Genomic DNA, 25267 nt, shown 5'->3' with positions numbered 1-25267 from the left:
TAGTATTGTTGGCATGTTCAACAACAGCTATTGGGCTGACTGTACCTGTTGCAGATTAACCTACATTTATATTGATACTAGTATAGTAATGTTTCATTCATTTACATGAAAGTATGAGGAGTTGCTTTATGAAAAGAAAAAACATTTTCAGATGGACTATTTTAATGTTGATCCCTATTTTGTTCCTTGGACAAGATATATTGACAGGTGCTTCATCTAAGGCAAATGCTGAAAATGGTTCTAAAAGTATAACAGTAACCAAGGGAACCAATATTGCTGTTACTGTTTCTCCGGATCATAGTCAAATTGTGATGGATTTACAGGGGATATTATGGACACTACCTATGTCAGGTGGGAAGGCTAAAAAGGTTTCTGATTCATATGTTGATCCTTCTTTTCCAGATTGGTCTCCAGATGGGGAACGAATTGCGTTCCAATCCTATCAAGGCGGAAATTATCATATCTGGTCTATGAACCCCGGTGGATCTGATATGCAACAACTTACTTTTGGGAAATATGATGATCGTGAACCAGCTTACTCTCCTGATGGATCTAAAATTGCCTTTTCGTCAGATCGTGGAGGGAATTATGATATATGGGTATTGGATTTAGCCACAAATGAAGTAAAGGTTTGGACGAATGCAAAAAGTGAAGAGTATCAACCAACATGGTCTCCAGATGGAAATGAAATTGCTTATGTAGATGGCAAACAAATCAAAGTTGTTGATGCATCTGGAAATATTCGCACGATCATAACAGAAGAATCAGGGACAATCTCAAATCCATCTTGGTCACCAGAAGGTAAAGACATTGCCTATGTTGTAAAAGATGGACTACAAAGCAACTTAAAAATTTCTGGTAAGCAAGTAACAAATAATGAAGATGTATTCCCTTTTCCTGTCGAATGGTTGTCAACAAATGAAATCGTATACACTGCTGATGGCCACATAAAAACAAGAAAGCTAGATCAAGAAAAGGCAGAAACCATTCCTTTTCGTGCAGAGATATCTTTAAATTTACAAGAATATCAATCAAAAGAACATGATTTTGATTCTAAGAAACAAAAGGATGTAAAAGGAATTGTTGCACCGAAACTTTCACCGAATGGAAAGCAAGTTGCTTTTATTGCTCTTAATGATCTTTGGCTATTAGACGTAGGCAATGGAAAGCCACGCCAATTGACAGATGACTCTTATATGGAGCTTGATCCAACATGGTCTCCAGATGGAAAGCAGATTGCTTATTCATCTGATAAGGAAGGAACAGAAGATATCTATCTTTTAGATTTGGCTTCAGGTAAGGAACAACGTTTAACAACGTCTGACAGTGCTGAATTTGCTGCTGCATGGTCTCCGGATGGGGAGAAGATTGCTTATCAAGATGAACATGGAAAAACTTATACAGTCAATGTTAGCACTGGAGAGTCAAAACAAGTAATAGAAAGACTAAACTTACCTGGACCTCCTGCATGGGGACCTGATAGTAAAACCATTGCGTTAGCAGCGATTAATACATTCTCAAGTCGATTCCGTGAAGGAACCAATCAAGTTTATGTTGTTAATACTAAAACAGGAACGAAAAACTTTGTTGATCCGATCCCTTTCAAATCACTGAGCAACCGAAATAACTCAGGACCTGTATGGTCACCAGATGGAAAACATATAGCCTTTATTATTGAAAGTCAGCTTTGGGTGATGGCGGTTGATGAAAATGGACAGCCAAAAGGAGAGCCTCGACTCGTTTCAGATGAAATTGCCGATTCGCCTAGCTGGAGTGGAGATTCAAACACATTGATGTATCTATCAAAGGGAGAGTTGAAACTCATCTCAATCGATGGAGGTTCATCACAGACAGTACCTTTCAATATGAAATGGAAATCCGAGCTTCCAACTGGAAAGACTGTGATTCATGTTGGGGGACTATGGGATGGAGTCAGTAAAGAACTAAAGAAAAATGTTGATATCACGTTACAAGGTAACCGAATTGTCGATATTGGACCGCATAAAAAAGAGCATAACGGAAAAGTAATCGATGCGAGTGATCTTACCGTGATTCCAGGATTATGGGATACGCATATTCACCAGCAGTTATCACAGTCTTATTACGGTTCTAGACAAGGACGTCAATTACTCTCTTTTGGCGTGACAAGTACGGTTTCAATGGGAGATTATGCGTATGGTGCGATTGAGGACCGTGAAGCAATCCAATCTGGAAACCGGGTAGCTCCACGCTATTTTGCATCAAGTGAGCTGATCGAGGGTTCACGCGTGTACTATAGCAATATGAGACCTACTACTTCTTTAGATGCTGTTAAGCGAGAAGTAGAAAGAGCCGAGTCCCTAGATGTGGATCTTTTGAAAACTTATGTGAGACTGCCAAATGATTATCAAGCTTATGTGATTGATGCGGCTCACAAAATCGGAATACCTGCGTTTTCACATTACTTCTTCCCGTCTATGGCATTCGGACAAGATGGAACATCTCATATTTCCGCTACACAACGTCTAGGATTTTCCCGAACAGTCAGTCCAAGCGGATATGCCTATGATGATGTCGTGAAATTAGCTGGAGAATCTGGAATGTCTGTCACATCCACCCTGTTTGCGAACATGCTTGGATTCTATCCTGAACTCCTTTCAGATCCACGTATCGAAAAATTGTATACACCTTCGCAATATCAATCATTTAAGAGTGAGTATGAGGTTGCTTCAACGGAATATCAAGAGAGTGTTGCTAAGGATGTGGCGATATTAAAGGACATTATTGATGCAGGCGGAGTGGTAATAAACGGTACAGATTCACCACTTGTAACAATGGGTTTTAGTACGCACGCAGAACTTATGGCTATGACTGAATATGGAATGACACCATATGAAGCATTACGTACTGCCACATACTACCCAGCGAAAAAGATGGGTGTTGAAGATGATTTAGGAACCATTGAGGAAGGTAAGATTGCGGATCTTGTATTCGTGAAGGGGAACCCTTTAGAAAATATAAAAGATACCGTTAACGTTCAAATGGTTATGAAAGATGGGAAAGTATATCCAATCGATGACATTATCGCTCCATTTAATAAACAAAATTAGATTCGCTTAAGTGCCGTCACAGTGACGCTCCGGAATTTGACATTAAATGGAACGGAGGGACAGGCACCGCGACCCAGTATGGTTGAGAAAAATACTGGGTCAAGGTGCCTGCATACTTCCTTGTTGAAAACCGCGACCAATCGCCTCCACGGTTTCACTCGTTTGCTGACGGGTAAAAATCACTCATTTCTACATTGTAATTCTTCTCTGTTAAAATCCTATAAAGCTGCCCAATATGATCATGATTTTTTGTTTCAACTGAAATCTCAAGCTGGGCATAACCAGGATAAATATTCTTACCAATTCGGTTGTGGTTAACCGATTGAATGTTTGCATCAAGATCAGAGATTGTACTTAATACTCTTTCAAGTTCACCTGGTTTATCTTTTAAGGTAATGGTTAGTGTAACATATCTTCCTGACTCAACCATGCCATGTTCAATAATTCTTGAAATAAAATTCATATCTACGTTTCCGCCACTCAATACAGCAACGACTTTTTTCTCTTTCAGTTTTAATTTTTCATAAAGCAGTGCAGAAAGTGAACAGGCACCCGATCCCTCTACTAGCAGCTTATTTCTCTCTAAAGCCATTAGCATGGTCCTGGCAATTTCCATTTCCTCTACACAATAAATATCATCAACGTATTTTTGAACGATCTCGAAAGTTCTTAGCCCTGGTTTTTTAACGGCTATTCCGTCAGCCATCGTGGGTGAGGATTCAACCATTACCGGTTTGTTTTCCAACAATGACTGCTTCATGCTTGGACAAGCAGAGGTTTGAACCCCATATACAGAAATATGAGGATTTTTCTCCTTCACTGCCAGCGCAACACCAGCGATAAGTCCGCCTCCGCCAACAGGGCAAATAATCGCCTCAACTTCCGGAAGTTGTTCGATAATTTCTAATCCGACCGTTCCTTGTCCTGCAATGATGGCATCATCATCAAAAGCATGAATAAATGTGGCGCCCATTTGCTCTTTCAGTTCTAAGGCATAGGCGAGAGCGTCATCAAATACTGTGCCTTCTAATATTACCTCTGCACCATAGTTCCTCGTTGCTTCTACCTTACTTAGCGGTGCGCCTTTGGGCATCACAATGGTGCAGGGAACGCCAAGCATTTGACTTGAATACGCAACCCCTTGAGCATGATTTCCTGCTGATGCTGCTATTACTCCCTTTTTTAACTCTTCCTTTGATAGGGACATAAGCTTATTATAGGAGCCTCTTACTTTGAATGAGCCTGTCTTTTGCAGATTTTCCAGTTTTAAATAGACTTCATTATGTGAAAGCCGACTAAATGTTTTTGAATAATCAAGGGGAGTTGTGTAGACAATACCTTTCATCTTCTCCCGTGCAATGATTATATCGTTGATGTTCATCATGTACTCTTCCTTTCATCCATCCAGAGTTCTTCTTTTTAGGATGTACGGGGAGAAGGAAACTATGTCTAGATTTCAGAAAATGCCCACAGGGATTCGAACAGACCCCCACTCAACTAGGGAACACACCGAAAAATCTTGTTTCATAAAATATTCCACGAATATATGGTCACACTGGGATGCCCGGAAAGCATAGTGCTAAACGCAATAACCATCTTTTCATTTTTATGAAACACGTAGAGAGCCCCCAAAAAATGGGGGCTCTCTTATCTCTATTTATTCAATAATCGTCACTTTGACCTGCTTTCTGCCCCATTGTAATGCGTCATCATGGTTAGGAACAAACACATCAATTCTATTTCCCTTGATTGCTCCGCCTGTATCTTCAGCGGTTGCATACCCATATCCTTCTACGTAGACTTTTGAACCCAGAGGAATAACAGATGGATCGACTGCAATTACTTTTGCATCCGGGTTTGCTTTTAGATCGACACCTGTTTTCGTTATTCCTATACAGCCTTCACATTCAGCTGTATAGGCGGTTGCCTCGACCGTGATTTCCTTAGAGCCTTGTACTGGGTTTACAGTTTCAGCTGGTGCTGGATTTTGTTGAACGCTTTGTGCGTTTGTAGTAACTGTTTCTGCTTTAACTGATGCTTCATTGTATAAATCCGTATATATGATCAAATTCAAACCAGGATGAACTAAATCTGAAGAGAGATTGTTCCATTTCTTTAGGTCATCTACTGTAACTCCGTATACTTGAGAAATATTCCAGAGAGTATCCCCTTCGCTTACAAGTAGGTGTTTAATAGGTGATACTTCGAGAAGGTCATTTGGATGAATCACATCAGTTGATAGATTGTTCCATTTTTTAATTGATTCTACTGATGCTCCGTATTGTTTTGAAAGGTCCCAAAGAGTGTCTCCCTTATGTACGACGATTTGTTCTGCTTGTACACTTGTGCTGGCTATAATAAAGAATGTAACTGCTGTAATGATAGAAAATAATTTTTGTTTCAATCTGTTTGCCTCCCATCGGCTGTTCGTTTCATGTTGAATATCTTAACATAGTAATCTTACAGAAATGGGACAGGAAGATATTAATTGGATGACGAAAATGACAGAATTATGACAATATTTCGGGAGTGCTGTCACTAGGGATATGGGGGACATGTATATGAATTCGGTTCCAAGTACTCAATGATTGCCATTTTTTTCAGGATCAGTTTACTAGTGAAAGATTAATGTTCTAGATCATAGAAATGAAAGAAGCAAGATTATCCGGTGAAGAGGCAATATATAGAATGTAAGAACAAATATTACGTCACTGTGACCACCCAAAGTTTGTCAATATATGCCAAAATAGCTTTCCTAAACACAGTATTGAAGTTGAGAGCGAGTTAATAAGATTCACCATTTTGTTTTCGTAGTACCCCCATAAACTATTAAGGTGATACGTATTCTATTAAGATGACAATAGATTAGACATGAGGGGAATAACATGAAAAAAATGACCAAGGGAGCTTTTGCTATGGTTTTAGCGGGTGCTGTTACGTTTTCTGTCACGAATGCCCTGTTAGTCCATGAATCTACTAAACAGGTGCAAAAAGAAAATGATGTCACGATATCTGAAGCACCGAAACAATCGGATGTAATCAACCGAGAAGAAAAAAAATCGAAAGCTCAAATATCAACACCGAATGTGAAAGACGTGGAAACCAAGCCTTCACTTAATCCTGCTGCTGTCCAAGTGGCTGAAAATAATATAAGCATAAGTGATACAAAGACGATAGCCGCCAGTAGCCAGAATACTGAGGGAGTAACCAAGACCGCAACAACGACTTCTGACCAATCGAATGTGACAACGGCCGCACCTCCTTCTGGAACTAGCTCAAAAGGATCAACGCCGACGAGTACATCCACGACGCCAGTAACGAATAGACCAAGTGAACAAGCGCCAACGCCAACGCCAACGACTACACCTGCGACGCCAGGAACGCCTACACCAAATGAACAAGCGCCAACGCCTACACCTACGGCACCAGAAACGACCACACCAAGTGTACCAGCACCAGCTGCAGCAACTAAACCTAATGCGCCGGGAGCTAATCCAGCAGCTGCAGGTAATTATGGACAACAAGTTTCTCAAGCTGTAAAAGAAGAAAATCAAGTTAAAAAAGCGAATAACGGAAAGAATATGTAGTTCTTTCAAAAAGGATCACTATAAGACTAAGTAGTTCCGATAATGTGGGGAAAATGTAAAAAACATTCGAAATCACAACAGAAAAATCAATAGAGATAACAAACAGAAACGCATGGATAACAGGTTTTGTGGACATTGAGTACGTTATTATCATAAATAAATCTATTTTGGAGAGCCTTTGGACACTGAGTACGTTATTTGTTAAAAATAACGAAAAAATAACAACCTTTCATATAAATAGCTGAAAGTATGTCCTATAAAAATGTAAAATCATAATTCTTACTGCAAATAACGGAACGTGTGTCCTGTTAACATTCCAACTTACAAGATGACAATAGTTATTATCACTATGTTATTTTGTGTGTTGTTTGCTATGATTTTTAATATGCTAAAGTTCGATATTCAATTATATAACAAGGATTATAAGCACCTAAATTACTATGCAATTTAGCCTGTTAATTAATATGATATTTTATCCGTTTCTCCACAAAACTGAACTACTTACCCTAAGACGGTGGTCCTTTTTCCTTTATACATCATAATAAAAGGCCTTTCCAAATGGAAAGGCCTATAGCTGATATTCATTTATCCCACTCTTAACGGGTAGTAAGACTCCCGCCTCAAGATTCTGAGTATATAATTTGAAGAAGGTAGGTGGGAGAGCAACTGCCCGTAAAGGTCCGACAAGATCTTTTCTTAGAGCTTTAGCTCTTAGAAAGGTCAGTCAGGCTCCGCGTGACTAACCATCAGTGGGGGATGAGAAAAACCCCCACTTATGGAAGTCTTCTTTATATTTTTTCTTTAACCTCCACAAGAGGTGTTTCTTGTGTGACATTCCCTTTTCTTTTTAGCTTATTCCAACCAACCGTTACTCCCTTTATCGCCGAAAAGATCGATTTTATGACGACATAAGCCATAAGCTGCTTGTATATAATTCGTTGTAGAAACAATGAGGCTAGCGGTTTGGGACTTTCTTTCTCCAATCGGAATGCATATAGAGAAGTAAAGAAATCCAACAAGTAGAACAGGACAAATCCAATAGCTGCTTTACCAGGGTGCTTGCCAAAAAGAGCCATAATAAACAATACATCTGCAATTGGTGAAATGGTTTGATAAATATATTGGAACAGCCACATGTTAGGAAGACCGATAAATCCTAATGAGTGATGTTTTTTATTAAATAATGCCCCACGATGTTTCCATAAGCATTGTAACGTACCATAAACCCAACGGTAACGCTGCTTTACAAGGCTTTTTATATCTTCTGGTACTTCTGTATAGGCATACGCTCTTTCTTCAAATTCAATTTTTTTCCCAAGACGTAAAAGAGTCAGCGTGATATCCGTATCCTCTGCCAATGTATCTTCTTTATAGAAACCGGCTTTTTCTACCTCTGATTTTCTCCATGCACCGATTGCTCCCGGAACAACCGTAATGCAATTCAGGACGGCAAAGGCCCGTCTCTCTAAATTAAAGCCTGTCACATATTCAATATGCTGCCATTTTGTAAGGAGATTCCCCTTATTACCCACTTTTACATTCCCTGAAACAGCGGCAACATTTTCATTTTTAAAATGGTTGACAAGCAGTGAGATGGCATTTTCGGCAATGAGTGTGTCCGCATCAAGAGCTACCACGATTTCTCCTTTTGCGTCTTTAAAACCAAGATTAACAGCGGATGATTTTCCTCCATTAGGTTTTTTAATTAATCTCACTTGAGGATGATTGGCATAAGCTTTTTGAACAACAGCAGCCGTATCATCCTTTGATCCATCGTCGATAACAAGTATCTCGAAGTTTGGGTAATCACTGGATAAAATCGAATCAACCGTTTTACAAATGACTTTCTCCTCGTTATAGGCAGCGATTACGACACTTACAAAAGGTGTAAAGGCAGGGTCGATCTCAGTCTCTTTATACTTTTTTATCTGCTTTCTAGAAAGAAAGACGAAGATAGCCAGGCGCAAGATTCCTAAAACGATAGCGGAGTAGAACAAGAGGCTTATAACTGAACCCCAGCCTTGTATGATCTTAAATACTGCCTTGTCATAGATTAGAAAAGGGCTGTCCTGCTTCGTAACCGGGGGCATCATTTGACTTTCGCTTTTTCCGATTAGTTCACCGGTGGTGGTAAAAGTGTATCCGCGCTTTTTCAGCTCTTTAATAATCATTGGCAAGGCCTTTACCGTGTTAGAGCGGTCTCCGCCAGCGTCGTGCAGCAAAATAACATTTCCTTCTGGCAGTTGATCCAATACCCTCTCTACAATTTCGGTGCTGGAAATTTCTTGCCAATCGTCAGAGTCAATAAATTCACCGACCATGGTATACCCCATGTCCTGTGCCCGCATGATAGGCAGCAGCTGGCTCTTTGTACTCGGCTCTGCACCGGCCTCAAACGGTGGGCGGAATAGGCTCATGGAATGACCTGTAATGGCTTGAAATAAACGTTGATTGGCATTAAGCTCCATCTTCGTTTGAAAAGAGGTGAGGGATGCAACATTCGGATGGGAAAAGGTATGGCTGCCAATTTCATGGCCATCCGTATACATCCTTTTCACTAATTCGGGATGCATCATAGCATTTTTACCAACGATAAAGAAGGTCGCTTTTATATCATTCTTGTTCAAAATGTCCAATATTTGTGTTGTATAGGTTGGATCCGGACCGTCATCAAAGGTAAGGACAACTTCTTTTTTCTCCGATTTCCCATACCTAGCCACATGAATAGGCTTTGGTAATTTCGCATAGGTTTCGTCTTGAATCAACCTATTTGAATCCAATTGAATTGTTCTTTTCCCTTTTTCTAATTCAGAAATGATTTTTACGACCTCTCCAGCCCCTGTATGGTGAACAGGATCAGAACTGACCAAGGTTTTAAGGGCATTGGAGGGATCGTCCATTTCCTTTGGCTTATTCATAAAATTCCAAATTGAAGGATCTTCAGAACCGAGGCGCCAAACCGCTATTCCTTTCGAGCCGCTGGCTATCGATAATTTCATTTGATTATAGAACGTAGCAGCATCTAAAAACCAAACAACATGGTTTTTTCCGTTCTTTTTATAACGTAAATAAGGGTTTCCTGCTTGTTTGTTCCAATAAATTTGAAGGTTCGTGCCTACTCCCAGATTCATGACATCCCCGAACGTCATCGCATCTGCGGGCTGTTGAGAGTTTTCTTCCCAGTCGTAGCCGTAGTTTCCTAAACTCACAATCAATTTTTCGGAAGGAATATCAAGCTTGAATAAGGTCTCTTTGAACCATTCAGTTGAAGCGATAGGTCCGGGTGTACTCATGGAGTGGTGCTGGTCATATAGCATAACGAACATCCGATCAACACTAGCTGCTACAGAAGCATAGTCAATACTATCATTCAGCGGCGGGACAGCCACTGTCACCATGAGATGATGCTGGTGAAAGGCTTCAGATACTTTCTTCATAAAACGAGTAAAATGATCTTTATCCTGTTGATTCATATTTTCAAAGTCTATATTAATCCCGTCAAAATCATTGGTTCTCACATAAGCCAATAAATTTTTTATAAAAAGGTCTTCAGCGCCAGGAGTAGTAAATAACTGGTGCAGGATATCGCCATCCCATTTATTATTAGTAAAGTTACTAACTAATGGAAGAATTTTTACATCATTCGCCTTTGCCTCTGTAACAATTGACTTGTCCGTACTAGTCTTAAAGGTAAGGTTGGGAGTAAGCTGCACCCATTCCGGCACGATCGCTGTAAGAGAATCGATATTCTTTTTAAAAGAAGTTTTGCTTTTTTCGTCCCAATTGACATAAAAGCCATACACTTCCTGTTTGCTAGTCATTTGTGTTTTGTTTAATAGCCCCATCGTTTCTTCTGTAGGAGGGGAAGGGGACGTTTTTTGCAGCTGAGAAGCAAGCTCTTCTTCACTGAAGCTTGTATGAATCGGCTCGATTGCCGTGCTCTTTTTCAATTGAAGCTCAGGAAGTTCTGGGTTAGTAAAAAGGCTTTCAATGAAAAAAGACGATACTAAAATAATGAAAGCAGCAAAGCCTGCAGTTATTCGTGTAATAATAGACCAACGTCTTTTGCCAGGATCAAGAAAAACATGTTCTTGATTTTGCTCCCTTTTTTTCAGCCCTAAATTGTAAAACCAGAGGAAGAAAAAATAGCACACAAGACCGATTAAGCCTCCTAGGGCACCTGCTGCAACGGATTGTGAAACTTGTTCGTTCGTTAGTAAGTCAGAAATTAACCCTAAATCTTTCGAAATAGGTAAATCGAGAACGGGTAAATCACGGATAGTTGGAATAAAAGTCGTAATCAACGTTCCAAGGAATAAGGCAATAATATTAAGCCGCAGCAAAAGTGAAAAAGCAAACAATAATGGAATTTGTAAATTATCTAATGGCAAAAAGGCTAGAAAAAAACCGAGTGTACTTGCAATGGATCCTGCATGTCCGGTAACAGGTGCAAATAAGGATCGGATCACCCACCTAAAAAATCTATTCATTAAACTCCTCCTCATAGGTGTAGTATCAAAAAAGCTATCATTCTGTTTAATAGATGAGTTTATTATCTTTAAACAATGGATTGGAACGTTAACCGAAGTGAATTTGAATGCTGCTCATCAAGCGGAAGACTTTTCGACAAAAAATGACTTTACATTAAAAACTTAGGAATTTCATTTAAGTTTATGGGGGTAGGAGAAGAAGTTCTTTATATTTAGGGAAAAGGGGATGGGTAACATGTCCCGATCATTTTGAGCGAAATCGGAACTTGTCACGGTGGTCACCTGCGGCTTTCGTGAAGCGCGAGAACCGTCTGAGACTGCTGGAATAGTTTCTTCGTAAGCAATTTTAGACAGGTATTGCACGAAATCCGTTGGTGGTGACTGAAATCAATTGTGATAAGGGTGATAAGCTACCGAAAAAGGAAAAATGGCTTTGTTTCGGTAGACAATAAGAGATAAGCTTTCGAAAAGGGAAGTAGCATAACCTATTTTATTGGAATATAAGCTTTGCGCATTTACTATATCTATTAAGAATGTACACTTATTCTTATGAATAAGTAGTTTCGATCCATCCCCGTGTTTCAGCAGCTGCAATAAAAAATGGACCGAGCGCGTAAACGCTCCGTCCATTTTGATCTCAAAAAGTATTCTTAATATTTTCTATACACATACGGTTCTTCCGGCTGTTCCATCTTCGTATAAGAAGAAACCTTTAAAACAGGGATCGTTTTCTTGAATGGCTGATAATACATCGTTTCCAGTTCGCCGGTGACGGTGTACCATTCATCATTTTGAGGATGAAGGTCCTTTGGCATGTCCACTAATATCCCAAATACTCCCGAGTCGGATACACAGTGAATGATCCCAAATCGAAATAGAAATACTTGGTTCGGATCCAAGCCCTCTGAGTTTTGATAGGAAAATCCAGTTAACGTCATTTGCTTCCCGGTAAATTCCCCTGGATAAGAATAAATGATCTCCAAATCCTTCAGATAGTTGCTGTCGTTTAAGGTAAGACCGTTTTTATGCAATAATTGATCCCTTGATTTTTCCATTAAGGTTAGATATTGATCTTTTCCATAATAAAGACTCGTATCAGGCTGCAGGAATTGGTGCGAGCTATATGGATCTGAATCATCATATACAGAAAAGTTAAAGCCTTTTTTATCAACAATATTGGAATCCATTGTTGCCACTGGAAGAAAGATGCCTGTGAAAACAGGAAATAAAAGGAGAAGGTACATCACATATTTCCTCCAGCCCTTGTTTTCATGAGAATGATCGTGGCCGCAATCACAGTCATCATGATGATGATGATCGTGATGCTCGCGATCAGGATCCTCTTTTAAATAAATATAGAATTCCATAATGGTAAAAATACCAAGGATGATCATCGCCATTTTTGATACATAAGAATATTTCATATTAATGTATTTCGATATATTACCAGAGGCATGTAAATGCATAAACAAAAAATTGATTCCTATTAATATAAATAATCGCATGGTCACACCCTCTTAAAAAGTGAGTAATAAAGTTAGGCCTAGTACGGATAGAAAAATATAGATGACTAAATAGAGAACAAATTTTGCTTTAAACGTACCTAATAGCATAATTGTATTTTTGATATCAAGCATGGCTCCAAACACGAGAAAAGAAACGAGCGATGAAGCATGAAACGTGCTTCGGAAAGAACTAGCGACAAACGCATCTGCCTGGGAACATAGGGACATTACATAGGATAAACCCATCATAATTAGGTTCCCCGAAACTTTTCCTTGGCCAACACTATATAATAGAGATGTATTTAAATAGGTTTGAATACCTGCAGCAATCAAGGAACCAATGATTAATAATTTTCCTACTGAAAAAAGTTCATCAATCGAATGCTTGAACATCCCTACTAATTTTTCTTTAAATGTATGTTCGTGATGTTCGTGTGCATGTTGGTGTGTGTGTGAATCATTTTCCTCTCTCAACTGCGAAGTTTTGAATTGCAGCGAAATGAGATAGGCCACAATTAAGACAACGAGTAGCGCGATTCCCCCGCGATAAATCACCATCTTCCAGCTGTTCCCGAAAGCAATATAAGTAGAGAAAAGAACAATTGGATTCAAAATGGGACTTGAGAGCATAAAAGCGATAGCCGATGGAAGCGGAACGCCCTTGGCGATTAATCGGCGCGTAATCGGAACGATCCCGCATTCACAGGCAAGAAATAAAATCCCCAAGCCAATTGAAAACAGAACAGACAGAAAGCGGTTCTTTGGCAGGACCTTTGCAATCATTTCTTCTGACACAAACATTTGAATAATCCCTGAAATAAGCACCCCTAGTAAAATAAAGGGAAAGGATTCTATGAATATACTAATAAAAATCGTATTCAGCTGTAACAGTGACTGATAACTCATCACCATACACCTCCAAAAAAAGGCGAAGTAAATGCTTATCAATGATAATCCTGTCTATAGTGAAAGTCAATTTCTTGTTTTTACCTGTGGGATGTGGGGGAAGGCAGGGAATCTTGCGTTTCATTTGATCGTACATTGGGCTATTTATAATAGTTTTTTACATAAACATGGAAATATTGTTAAACTAATATTAGATACCTTATGTTGAAAATGTGTAGTACTAGGGAGGATAAAAATGTTTGACAAATTTAGAAAGAAAAAACAGGAAGAGGAGCTACTTGATGTAGTTGAAGGAGAAGAGATTCATCTTAGTAATGAAGAAGTAGAGCATTTAAAGGGTAAAGCAGAAACGATGGATGAAGAAACACTTCAAAAACATAGTGAACATTATTCAGAAGATGGACTTTGGAATAAGATTAAGAAATACTCTAAAAAAGCCGGTTCATCAGCGGTGTATGCGGTGCTGCTCCTTTATTATGTATTACAAAAGAAAGAAGTACCTATGAAAAATAAAGCTGTTATTATTGGGGCATTAGGTTACTTTATTTTGCCTTTAGACTGGATTCCAGATGTAGTAGCGGGAGTTGGATATACTGATGATATCGGAGTAATTCTTGCAGCATTATGGCAAGTATCCATGTATATTGATGCAGATGTTAAGAATCAAGCCAGAGAAAAATTGAAAGATTGGTTTGGTGATGGGGTAGATACTTCGGATATTGATGGTAAATTGGGATGAATTGAGTTTTGTTGCGGTGATCGCTGGGATTTGTAGAGTAAGGGGAGCGGTTTGGGGTTGTTATTCTGAAAAGACCTAGCTATTCTATTTTCACTTTGTCAGAAAGGAATCTTTATACTGACAAACCCTCTCCTTTTTTCCTTCGCTTTGTCAGAATGGGAATTCATTTCGTTCTATAACTCCACCTAGAGTTTCACAATAAACGTTCGAATACAAGCTTGATCCTGAGATAGAGCCTTATAACTGATGTTTTAGAGTTATTAGTCTGGTTTTTCCCCATAAGCTTGCAAATAAAGTTCCTTCAGAGCCATTCGCAGGGCTCTTTTTTTTCTGCGTGGATCTTCGCCAAAACCAATGTATTCTTTAAAAGGTGGTTTATCCTGACTAATGGTTACGACTACAGAGTAGCGGTCTTTGTAGCGGATGATTTCAAATTCGAGTTCATCGCCAACATCGTTGATGACTTGTTTAATTTCTCTTGAAATATAGTTTCCAGATAGGAATTCTTCCAAAATTCAATCGCCGCCTTATGTGAATTTGCGTTCTAGAGGATTGCAGATAGGAGTTTCCAAAGGTATTGAATTGTGACTTATCTCATGAGTTGATGTTTTCATTATAAGATGAAAACCAGTGGATTTATATGGGCAAAGTGATGAGTGTGTGAAAGATTTTTTGTGGGCCGGAGGGACAGGCACCGCGGCCCAGTTCAATTACATAATACCTGCTGCAGGCATACCTTCAGAAGGAATTTACACCATGGTCTGGAAACCACTACTTAGCTAAATTCTTTGATAAAGGAAAAGTGATTTCTCATAAAATAAGTATAAAGGATACAAGTAGCCACATAGTGTTTCCTGAAATTTTACAAATTTAGCTTCAAAATGACAAAAATATTACAAAATAGTTAGACTATTCTCTATTAATACTATATCATCTACATAGAATGATATTATCCTGAGAGGAGAAAAACATGAAAGCTGTCAAAATATTGTTACTTGTATTATTATTTGTTTTTATCCCCCTTCAATCTGCTTTTGCTGCAGGAACAAAAACACTAGATTCCTATATTCCTATGGATGAAGTCTTTTACGACCATTGGGCAAATGAGGAAATGACAGATCTCATCAATGCCGATATTATTGATGGATACGTGGATGACGAAAACAATATGTATGTGAAACCAAATGATAGCATTACACGTGCCCAATTCGTCAAAATTATCGTATCTGCTTTAGGGTTAACTAGTGATGGCCCTGGAACGACTTTTTCAGATGTAAAACAAAATCACTGGTACACCGATTCAATTCGAATTGCGAGTGATCTAGGAATAATTAGTGGGAATAATGGTCAGTTTTATCCGAATAACAATATTACCCGTGCTGAGATCACGAAAATTATTGTTAAATCCTTTGAAAAAACAGTGGATTTCCAAAATACAAACAGTAAGGCCTTTACAGATGTAGACTCAAAAAACTGGGCATATGAGTACATCAGCAAAGCTTCTTCAGCTAATATTGTGAATGGAAATGGAAGCCAATTCAATCCAACGAAAAATGCTACTAGAGCTGAAGCAATGGTTATGATCCATCGTGCGCTTCAAAAGGAACAGTCAGCATTACCGAATGATGCGGATCTTACAGCCTTCTTAACAGATCATATTACTCGCGAAAACGCCCTTGCTGAAACGAATTCATTTGCTGAGCTTGCAGCTTTATACAATGAACATGGAACAGGCTACTATCTAGTTGAAGGTCTTTTGACAACCGAATGGCTGAGTCCACAAGAAGAAGGAATGGAATATACCGTTCAAATCGATGATGAGAACTTGAATTTAAATGTCCTTCAAAAGTCAAACCGATTTGCTACAGTAGAAGCGACTGGCATGATCATGTCCATCGTCATCAAGAGTCCAGATTTTAATATGGACGCTAGAGAAAATATGGATGGTATCTACAATCTTAAAAAAGATCCAATCAGCGGAGAATGGAAGATATACAACTACCTGCCAAGCTTTGATGAAGAAGAATTTTTAGCAGAGAATCTTTAATTCCTTATTAAAAAAGAGTAATTTTCACAACATATAAACCCAAGACCTATTCGTTTTAATGAATAGGTCTTTTTGGTTATCCTCGAAAAAACTTATTTAACAATTTATTAACGGTAGTAGGGGCGATTTTGATGTGTGTCTATTAGGTATAAGTAAGACTTTTTAGAAACGTGAGAACCGTCTCCACGTTTACTAACATTAATACTATATTTGCCAGCCAGAACGGTTTATTTCATGCAGAAAAGGATGGAAGGGTTGAATTGAAAAGGGGGCGGTTCTCACGTTTCAAAAGGTAACGCGAGAATTGTTATAAGATTTATAAAAGATCTTTGTATTTTTCTTTTCTCTCATCAATGATTCTGCGATACCATTTATCTAATCCGACTTTCAGAAAATATAGAGTCCAAGAAATAGGTATTAAAATCAAGTAAAGGATGTGGTGATATACGATCAAGCTAAACACAAAATAAATAGTCATAATTACGCATATCCAAAAAACATACGTTTGTTGTTTCGGTGCGTTGGCTAAATCTTTTTCTGCTCTGTTAATTGTATCTTTAATGATTTTTTTGCCTTTGCTCAACCCGTTTCCTCCTATTCATTCAAAATTTCTTCTATATTTTATATGAAACCTACTTGTCCACATTGCTGTTCTATTGAGAGTTTATTGTCTATTCGCTTGAAAAATACCAAAAAAATTTGTTTGACAAAAATTATCTTTGGAATTTCTCCTCATTTCCTAGCACTGACAAACTCTGGGAGGCCATAGAGTGGTAACAGTACCATCACTTACAAGTATAAATGTAAAAAAATCTTCAGCCGCACGACCGAAGGTTAGGAAAGGTTTCTTTTTTACTGAGTAATTTTAAGATCGGCCGTTTTTAGGCGGGATGTAATTGCTATGGAACAGGGGGACAGGCACCGCGACCCAGTTCGGTTGTGTTAACTTGCGGCAGGCATACTTTCAGGAGGAACGATATGCTAATCTATAGCAGAAGAACAAATAAATGCCTCTGCTATAGACTGATTAAAACCAATGAATATTTTCTTGAAAATTATTGACATAGTTTTTCGTTTTATTTATACTTTAAAAGGGAAAATAGACGAAGTATAAAATTTGAAATAAGTTTCATATGCTAGATTATTAGCATAGAGTGCTAAATCAAGTTTGATTTCTGTCACTTTAACTTATTTCAATTATTTTATGCTTGGGCTTGAGTAATTTCCTCCTCTTCCGTTGCAGATTTTACATAGTCGACCATAACAATGATTTCTTCATCCTCATGGTTGATTGTACAATTAAAATAAACTTTTTTAATATCTGCTATTCGAACGGAATGACCAATATCAAAATTAGTGATATCAATTTCAATATTATCTGGGATATCATTCGCTTTTGCTGTTATATCTAATTCATGAAGAAATTGTTTAACAATGCCTCCGGCTTTTTCGCCAACAGATGTTCCTTTTAGAAAGACACTAACTTTTGTATCAAGTTCAGTATCCTTATTAACTTGAAGGAAATCTACATGAAGTACTTCCTTTTTTAAAGGTTCATATTGGTAATCTCTTAAAATAACATCTTTGGAATCTCCATCAAGATTTAGAGAGATAATACCATTTCTACCAACATTCTTTATGACTCTAACTAAATCTGCGTTTTTAATAAAAATAGATTTAGTGTTAATATCACTTCCATAAACAATTGTGGGAATCTCCCCATCATTTCTCCACTTTTTCAAAGCAGATTTTTTAAACTCATATCTTTCTTCAGCTACTAACGTATTCACTTAACTTCCACCTTCCTGAATGATTATATAAATCCTAGACTTTCATCTTTATAGAAATATCTAAGAATTATTAAAATTAGCTTACTATTCTTTTTATCATCCTATTCAACGTCAAGCACTTTTCTAGTTGAATGTCGTCGAGCGTATTTGGGGTTGGTTAAAAGGAATTGTCAATGTCAATCGGTTTCACGCCACAAGAAAAATTAATCGCCACTTATATAAGTGTGTTTTTTGTTTGGATTTCTCTTTTGGGTAATCAATATATTCATAAAGTTTTCACTCTACCTTTGTTGGCGTTCCACAATTCTTGTGTCCTAATAGTTTTGTTGTAACTTATGTGTTTATTATATTAAGAAAGTATAATTTATGTCTTTGGAGCATGACTTTCCTACAATTCTAATTCATTTTACCCATTGTTTTATAAATGCCCAAAATAGCTAGACGCGTTAGTTGTAAAGCCATGTAATGAGGGGAATAAATCATATTATTTTCCATCCATACCTTTGTAATGCCTATAATTGATGAACTACAATAATCGAGTAATATGTCTAATGGTACTAATAATTTTTGTTCCTTCTCCATACTTGATACACGGATGTAAAAGCTCTCTCTAATCACTTCATACATTTTTGAAAGAAATTCGGAGGAGTCCATTTTAGTGAACATTGTATGGTAGAATCTATGATTCATAGCTAAATGTTCAAAGTATGTTACAAAGTAGGGGTCAGAAATCTCAATGTTAGACTGATAATTTATATAGTTAGATTTGGTTTCTACTAAAGAATTATTTAATTCTGATAGTTTCTCTTGAATCGTTTTATCTAACAAATCATATTTGTCTTGATAATGGGCATAAAAAGTAGACCGGCTGATATTAGCTCCATTGGTAATGTCTTTAATAGATATTTGAGTAAATTCTTTTTCCGAAATAAAAGATATAAAAGTTTCATATATAAGTTGACGAGTCCTGGTAATTCGGCGGTCAAGAATGGGTTGAAGTTTCTCCATTTTACCTCCTCCAAAAGAAATGAATAAAATTCGAAGTTAAAGCCAAAAATCTCTTTTTAGATTGTTTCTAAAATCTATAGAAGAGTAGTTATTCAAGTGGAATTTTATCGCTACTATGTGAAGAAAATGATTTGCTTTGAAATCGATATATCCCAAATTTCATTTTATTCTTATTCATAAGTTTCTTCAGTTTGATTTATGACAGATCAATAAAATACATCCAATGAAAGATCCCAATTTATCGCACACTTATAAATTAAGTATCCATAAAACGTCGAAATGCTATTAATTGATTGATAATAAGATCTTCGCTAATGTAATTATAATAATCATACTATTCCAATTTAATCAATATGAATTATAAGTTTTGTTGTAAAAAATTTGTAATAAGGATTTGATTTAGCTACTATAGCCACTTATTTTTAAGAACATACTTGTCAATCTTTCAAAACGGATTATCTCGATGAATTTCAGTATGATGTTAAAAAATTAAAGGAGTAAAAGAATTTTTCTAGAATCTTTAATGTACAATTTATAAAAAAATGTGGTTTAATTTAGAAATATAAAACATTTATAAATTGAATATATATTAAACGTCAAAATAGTGTTAAATGTTTGTTGCAATGGAGTGTAGTCTTGCTATAATAAATATCAAATTCCGATTTTATTAATGCGAATTATAGGTATATGTAAAAACACTCTTAATTTAATATGTCAACTGGACTACCAGAGACTTTTATGTAGGCTTAATCCCTTGAGGTTTAAGCTAATAATAAAGGTCTCTGTTTTTGTTTGTTGGCATTCTTAGGGCAAACGTATAAAACTGTTTAATTTGGATGGAAGGAGGTTCGCAAGTGCTAAGCAGAGGAGAACGATTTATAAAAAGCTTAAATGATGGACGCAGTGTATTACTTGAAGGTGAAAGAATAGAGGGTTTGGCATCTCATCCAGCGTTTAAAGGAACTCTTGAAACCATTACACGGCTTTTCAATATGCTAGATGATCCCAATGAAAAAGAAAATGTTGGTTATAAATTACCAGGAAGAAAGTCATATGTACACAATTCGTTTTTAGTACCCTATACATTAGAGGGTTTACAAAAGCGCAGCATGGCGTTCCATTACTGGTCTAAAGAAACTCATGGTATGATGAGCCGGTTGTCTGATTATGCACGATCGATGATAACAGGATGGTATGCAGCTAGAAAAGAACTTGGGAAGCTAGATCCACATTTTGAATCTAAGATTACAGCTTACTATACAGAGGCAAGGGATCAAGATTTGTTTTTAACCACTGCTATTGTCGATCCACAAATTGATCGCTCTAGTGGTCTGGAGGATACCAGAGTGGCTCAAAGGTTTCTCCATATAGTAAGAGAAACCAATGATGGAATCATTTTACGCGGTGCTAAAATGATTGCAACAGGGGCTCCCTATACACATGATTTTATTATATCTTCCTTTCTAGAATTTAAACCGGAACAGGCGAAACACGCACACGTTCTGATTGTTCCAGCGAACTCTAGGGGGCTTCATATCGTTTGTCGGGAATCCTTCGCTGATAGAAGGAAAAACGACCATATTTTAAGTTCTAGATATGAGGAAATGGATTCAGTTCTATTTTTCGATGATGTCTTCGTTCCATGGGAAAGGGTCTTGCTTCATGATAACGCAGAGAAGGTATTAGCACTTCGAGCCAATAAAACAGCTAATTCGCTTGCTTTTCATCAGAATATTGTTCGATACGTTGCAAAGTTGGAATTCGTGACAGGTATCACCTTTGCAGTAGCGGAAGCAATAGGTGTTAATGAATATTTGCATATCCAAGAAAAGTTGGGTGAGCTGCTTATTCAGATTGATACCATAAAGGCCCTTGTGATTGCCTCAGAGGTTCAAGCAAAGCTAGATGAATCGGGAGTTTTAGTGCCTGAACTCTCCTATATCCATACTGCTCGAAATATCGGAACCCGTTTTTATCCGAGAGCCCTCGAAATTTTACAACAAATAGGCGGAGGAGGATTTGTTCAGGTTCCTTCTAAGTTTGAAGATTTCTTTGGAGTAAATTCTAATCACATGCATCACTACTTTGAAGGAAAAACGGTCAGTGCGGAGAAAAAAGTACAATTATTTAAGCTAGCTTGGGATTTAATCGGGAGTCCTTTAGGGTCACGTCATGAACTTTATGAACGATTTTATGCGGGTGATCCGGTTCGTGCTTATGCCAAACAGTATTGTGAATCAGACCAAACCTCTTTTACAGAGCCGATTTGGCGGTTATTAAGGGAAAGCAGTAAGTAGGTGAAATACATAACTGGTTGAGACCTTTAACTATGACAGGAAAAGAAAAAGGCTTCTTACGATTTAACAATCGTTCTATACATCAATGACTAAGGGGTATTTCATATGAATACAGAAAAAGTTAGCTTATTAGAACATTCTAAAGAAGTACAAAGGGGAAATCCAGAAAGAAGCGAGTATCTCAACTTACCAGATATAGATTTTTTTCTTTTTTGTGAGAGGCAATATAGGGTAAATAAGGGAGTATATAACACGATAGATCGCTGGTTTTATCAAAATGGAATAGAGAATATTATTCACCGTAGAATCTATCTTTTAGGTTTTTTGGAATTTGTTACAGAATCGAATTTAAAACAGAATCATCATAAGTATATACGATTTGGAAATGGCGGACTTATTACTAAGCTCCAAGAGTTTATGAAGGAATCGGAAAGCGATAAATATATAATCTAAACACAGTATTTTCTGTCCGTAATATCCAGTAAAAGGATGGTGAGTCCTCTTAGGGATTGACTTTCAGCGTTAGGAGAAAAAAAGGAGGATTTTCAGACATGAGTATAGCGGCAAAAGATACAAAACAGGATTACCCTGAGATCGTTAATTCATTAGCAAAAGAATTTGCCAAAACGGCAATCGGGCGGGATAAACAAGGTGGAACAGCAAAGGTGGAGCGTGATCTCATTCGTAAAAGCGGATTACTCTCTCTTATCATTCCAAAGTCGTTAGGGGGACATGGTGAGAATTGGAAAACGATTTTTCTCATAATCCGTGAATTGGCAAAAATCGATGGCTCGATGGCTCATTTATTCGGTTACCACTTTTTGTGCTTGACCTCTGTTCATCTATACGGGTCAGAACAGCAAAAAGAAAAGCTTTATCGGGAAACTACTGAAAATGATTGGTTTTGGGGCAATGCCTTTAATCCTCGAGATGAAAATTTAATAGTCAAGCAAGAAGGTACTTCGTTTCGATTGAATGGGAAGAAATCCTTTTGTTCCGGCGCTACAGATTCAGATCAACTGCTTATTTCAGCCAAAAATCCAGAACATAATAGACCTGTTATTGCTGTTATTCCAACTAAACGAACAGGAATAGTGATAAATGGTGATTGGGATAGCTTTGGTCAGCGTCAAACAGACAGTGGATCCGTCCTTTTTAATGATGTGCTGCTAGAAAAAGAGGAGGTGCTGGATTTTTACGAACAACAGCGAGAAAATCTGTTTCCTACTTTACGGACACATATTGCGCAAACGATTTTAGTTCATGTTCTCCTTGGTGTGGCGGAAGGAGCATTCGAAGAAGCTAAGAGTTATACAAAAAATGTTTCTCGTCCTTGGTTGACTTCCGGAATAGATGAAGCCAAGCGTGATCCTTATAATATTCGCCAATATGGAGATCTATTCGTTCAGTTAAAGGCCTCTGAAGCATTAGCTCAACAAGCGGTAGATGCTTTACAAGAAGCATGGGAAAAAGAGAGGTCAGTAACAGAACAGGAGCGAGGAGAATGTGGGATAAAGATTGCCACAGCAAAGGTTTCCGTTACCCAAACAGCATTAGAGGTAACAAATCGAATGTTTGAGGTGATGGGAGCAAGGGCTACTTCAGAACGGTATGGGTTCGATCGTTTTTGGCGTAATGTAAGAACTCATACCCTGCATGATCCAATTGAATATAAAATTCGGGATCTTGGAAACTGGGCTCTAAATGATCAGTTGCCTGAGATTACACCTTATTCTTAAAATCAATAAATAAATGAATGAAATAGAACAAAGAAAAGGAGACAAGAAACATGTCAAATATCGTTATTATTTCTGGTAGTCCGTCTCAACCCTCTAGAAGTTCTGCTATTTCTAGCTATTTAGAAAATATTTTAGTTACGGAAGGGAAGCGAGTAAATACTATTCATATTCGTGATTTACCAGCAGAAGACTTATTATTTGCTAACTTCAATAGTTCGGAGATTAAGAAGGCTCAATCACTAATACAACAGGCTCAAGGAGTCATTGTTGTAAGTCCGGTCTACAAGGCGAGCTATCCAGGCGTGTTAAAAGCATTTTTGGATTTAATTCCAGAAAAAGGACTTGTGAATAAAGTCGTTCTCCCGGTTGTAACAGGTGGAACCTTTTCCCATCTTTTATCAATAGAGTATGCCTTTAATCCAGTGTTTTCAGTATTAGGCAGTCAGGAAATCGTTAATGGAGTCTATATGGTTGATTCACAAGTTAGTTACAAGGAGCAGCTTGCTTTTGCTGACCCAGAAATCGAACAAAGACTAAAAGCAGCTTTGAACAATTTATTAAATAAGCTGCCAAGGGAAGAAACGATAAAATAAAACACTTGTTAATTAAGATAGAATGATAGATAGAGAGGGTGGTATATAAATGGAAATTTTTTGGTTCATTCCTACAAACGGTGATTTTCGCCAATTAAATAAGAGTGAGGGTTCGCGTCCTGCAACGTATGACTATTGCAAGCAAATTGCCACAGCTGTCGATGATTTAGGTTATAGTGGTGTGTTAATTCCAACGGGGAAAACTTGCGAAGAAGGATTTATTGTCGCTTCTACACTTGTACCGGTAACCAAAAAATTAAAGTATCTAGTTGCCGTACGCCCAGGGTTAATGTCACCAAGCTTTGCAGCACGTATGTCTGCCACATTGGATCGATTTTCGGATGGCCGTTTGTTGATTAATGTGGTAGCGGGGGGAGATCCAGTAGAAATGGCAGGAGAAGGCGTCTTTTTAGATCACGATGAACGCTATGAGTTAACCGATGAGTTTTTAAAGATTTGGCGTCAATTATTTACAGAAGAAGAAGTCGATGTAAAAGGAGAATATCTACAAATTGAAGGGGGACAATTACCATACCCCACGGTTCAAAAACCATATCCGCCACTATACTTTGGAGGCTCTTCACCAGCTGCCTTAGATGTGGCTGCAGAGCACGTTGATGTCTATTTAACATGGGGTGAGCCGCCAGCTCAAGTGGAGAAAAAAATCAATAAAATGCGTGAGCTTGCTGCAGCTCAAGGAAGAACTTTAAAATTCGGGATACGACTGCATATCATTGTCCGTCCAACAGAAGAGGAAGCATGGGAAGCGGCTAATAAGCTCATTGAACATGTGGATGACGAAACAATTGCCCAAGCGCAAAAAGTATTTAAGCGGATGGATTCAGAAGGTCAACGCTTAATGACGAGCCTGCATGAAGGCGACCGTGCACGATTAGAAGTAAGTCCAAATCTATGGGCGGGTGTAGGTTTAGTGCGAACAGGTGCAGGTACGGCTCTTGTAGGAGATCCCGATACGGTTGTTGCAAGGATGAAAGAATACGCGGATTTAGGCATTGAGACCTTTATTTTATCAGGCTACCCTCATTTAGAGGAAGCCTATACAACAGCAGAATTGTTATTCCCTAAACTGCCATTACAACAAAAGGATACTTCAAATCAACGAACCTTCTTAAGTCCGTTCGGTGGTGATATAAAACCGGCAGTTGTTAAATAATAATAATAATAGAAGAACCGACTAGAAAACTAGAGGTTTTTGATTTTTTTTATAAATCCTAGTTTCTAATTGGACACAGAATGCACTTATTCTGTTTCATTCACTTTCTAGAGGAGAGAGAATCTTTCTTTTAATATGCTAAACTATATTTTTAAAACAACCTTAATCGATAGGTTTAATATTATTTAAAAAGAAAGTACTTTTTCTACAATAGCCGACTGGACTACCAGAGGCTCAAGTCGATTCCTTTCATGTAGGATTCTGATTTGAGCCTCTTTTTCTATAATATCATTTTTCTAATAT

The 25267-nt window shown here is 37.7% G+C and carries 18 protein-coding genes; 9 read left to right on the top strand and 9 right to left on the bottom strand.

Annotated elements, in window-relative coordinates; all coding sequences use genetic code 11:
- The first annotated feature begins 128 nt into the window (after window positions 1-128).
- Window positions 129-3089 carry a DPP IV N-terminal domain-containing protein gene (locus tag R4Z09_RS28660; RefSeq protein ID WP_338450063.1) on the top strand — a complete coding sequence of 987 codons (2961 nt, stop codon included), beginning with the start codon at window positions 129-131 and terminating at the stop codon, window positions 3087-3089.
- A 154-nt stretch (window positions 3090-3243) separates the two neighbouring features.
- Here the strand turns inward: R4Z09_RS28660 and ilvA are convergent, their stop codons facing one another.
- Both ilvA and R4Z09_RS28650 read right to left on the bottom strand, forming a co-directional pair.
- On the bottom strand, window positions 3244-4473 hold the full coding sequence (ilvA, locus tag R4Z09_RS28655) for a threonine ammonia-lyase (protein WP_338450062.1): 1230 nt from the start codon (window positions 4471-4473) through the stop codon (window positions 3244-3246).
- Window positions 4474-4746: 273 nt separating this feature from the next.
- Complete coding sequence (locus tag R4Z09_RS28650) at window positions 4747-5493, bottom strand: 3D domain-containing protein (RefSeq protein ID WP_338450061.1); 747 nt, start codon at window positions 5491-5493, stop codon at window positions 4747-4749.
- 481 nt (window positions 5494-5974) lie between these two features.
- Between R4Z09_RS28650 and R4Z09_RS28645 the strand changes: the two genes are divergently transcribed.
- Window positions 5975-6676, top strand: a complete 702-nt coding sequence (locus R4Z09_RS28645) for a hypothetical protein (protein ID WP_338450060.1) — start codon at window positions 5975-5977, stop codon at window positions 6674-6676.
- A 788-nt stretch (window positions 6677-7464) separates the two neighbouring features.
- On the opposite strand, the gene R4Z09_RS28640 is transcribed toward R4Z09_RS28645, so the two are convergent.
- From R4Z09_RS28640 to R4Z09_RS28630, 3 genes are all read right to left on the bottom strand, one after another.
- Window positions 7465-11166: a polysaccharide deacetylase family protein gene (locus R4Z09_RS28640; protein ID WP_338450059.1), complete on the bottom strand. Its 3702-nt coding sequence runs from the start codon at window positions 11164-11166 to the stop codon at window positions 7465-7467.
- Window positions 11167-11816: 650 nt separating this feature from the next.
- Complete coding sequence (locus R4Z09_RS28635) at window positions 11817-12671, bottom strand: TIGR03943 family putative permease subunit (RefSeq protein ID WP_338450058.1); 855 nt, start codon at window positions 12669-12671, stop codon at window positions 11817-11819.
- A 12-nt stretch (window positions 12672-12683) separates the two neighbouring features.
- Window positions 12684-13577 carry a permease gene (locus tag R4Z09_RS28630; protein ID WP_338450057.1) on the bottom strand — a complete coding sequence of 298 codons (894 nt, stop codon included), beginning with the start codon at window positions 13575-13577 and terminating at the stop codon, window positions 12684-12686.
- A gap of 352 nt (window positions 13578-13929) precedes the next feature.
- On the opposite strand from R4Z09_RS28630, the gene R4Z09_RS28625 reads away from it, so the two are divergent.
- On the top strand, window positions 13930-14316 hold the full coding sequence (locus R4Z09_RS28625) for a YkvA family protein (protein ID WP_338453382.1): 387 nt from the start codon (window positions 13930-13932) through the stop codon (window positions 14314-14316).
- A 260-nt stretch (window positions 14317-14576) separates the two neighbouring features.
- Here the strand turns inward: R4Z09_RS28625 and R4Z09_RS28620 are convergent, their stop codons facing one another.
- A complete protein-coding gene (locus tag R4Z09_RS28620) occupies window positions 14577-14828 on the bottom strand; it encodes a hypothetical protein (RefSeq protein WP_338450056.1) in 252 nt (83 codons plus the stop codon).
- A 458-nt stretch (window positions 14829-15286) separates the two neighbouring features.
- Between R4Z09_RS28620 and R4Z09_RS28615 the strand changes: the two genes are divergently transcribed.
- A complete protein-coding gene (locus tag R4Z09_RS28615) occupies window positions 15287-16363 on the top strand; it encodes an S-layer homology domain-containing protein (protein ID WP_338450055.1) in 1077 nt (358 codons plus the stop codon).
- 316 nt (window positions 16364-16679) lie between these two features.
- Here the strand turns inward: R4Z09_RS28615 and R4Z09_RS28610 are convergent, their stop codons facing one another.
- The 3 genes from R4Z09_RS28610 to R4Z09_RS28600 form a co-directional block, all read right to left on the bottom strand.
- The gene (locus R4Z09_RS28610) at window positions 16680-16946 is read right to left on the bottom strand and encodes a hypothetical protein (RefSeq protein WP_338450054.1); all 267 of its coding nucleotides are present in this window, start codon (window positions 16944-16946) and stop codon (window positions 16680-16682) included.
- Between the two features lie 619 nt (window positions 16947-17565).
- Window positions 17566-18153 (bottom strand): 50S ribosomal protein L25, encoded by a 588-nt coding sequence (locus R4Z09_RS28605; protein WP_338450053.1) that lies wholly within the window; start codon window positions 18151-18153, stop codon window positions 17566-17568.
- 396 nt (window positions 18154-18549) lie between these two features.
- Window positions 18550-19161 (bottom strand): TetR/AcrR family transcriptional regulator, encoded by a 612-nt coding sequence (locus tag R4Z09_RS28600; RefSeq protein ID WP_338450052.1) that lies wholly within the window; start codon window positions 19159-19161, stop codon window positions 18550-18552.
- A gap of 854 nt (window positions 19162-20015) precedes the next feature.
- On the opposite strand from R4Z09_RS28600, the gene R4Z09_RS28595 reads away from it, so the two are divergent.
- The 5 genes from R4Z09_RS28595 to ssuD all read left to right on the top strand — a co-directional run bounded on the left by R4Z09_RS28595 (window position 20016) and on the right by ssuD (window position 24964).
- On the top strand, window positions 20016-21458 hold the full coding sequence (locus tag R4Z09_RS28595) for a 4-hydroxyphenylacetate 3-hydroxylase family protein (protein ID WP_338450051.1): 1443 nt from the start codon (window positions 20016-20018) through the stop codon (window positions 21456-21458).
- A 105-nt stretch (window positions 21459-21563) separates the two neighbouring features.
- The gene (locus R4Z09_RS28590; protein ID WP_338450050.1) at window positions 21564-21911 is read left to right on the top strand and encodes a hypothetical protein; all 348 of its coding nucleotides are present in this window, start codon (window positions 21564-21566) and stop codon (window positions 21909-21911) included.
- 98 nt (window positions 21912-22009) lie between these two features.
- A complete protein-coding gene (locus R4Z09_RS28585; protein WP_338450049.1) occupies window positions 22010-23197 on the top strand; it encodes an acyl-CoA dehydrogenase family protein in 1188 nt (395 codons plus the stop codon).
- Window positions 23198-23247: 50 nt separating this feature from the next.
- Window positions 23248-23790 carry an NADPH-dependent FMN reductase gene (gene ssuE / locus R4Z09_RS28580; RefSeq protein WP_338450048.1) on the top strand — a complete coding sequence of 181 codons (543 nt, stop codon included), beginning with the start codon at window positions 23248-23250 and terminating at the stop codon, window positions 23788-23790.
- A gap of 49 nt (window positions 23791-23839) precedes the next feature.
- Window positions 23840-24964, top strand: a complete 1125-nt coding sequence (gene ssuD, locus R4Z09_RS28575) for an FMNH2-dependent alkanesulfonate monooxygenase (RefSeq protein WP_338450047.1) — start codon at window positions 23840-23842, stop codon at window positions 24962-24964.
- Window positions 24965-25267: the final 303 nt, after the last annotated feature.

It is taken from the genome of Niallia oryzisoli, from assembly GCF_036670025.1.
Lineage (GTDB): Bacteria > Bacillota > Bacilli > Bacillales > Cytobacillaceae > Bacillus_BD > Bacillus_BD oryzisoli.
This window is presented reverse-complemented; position numbering and strand designations above follow the sequence as displayed.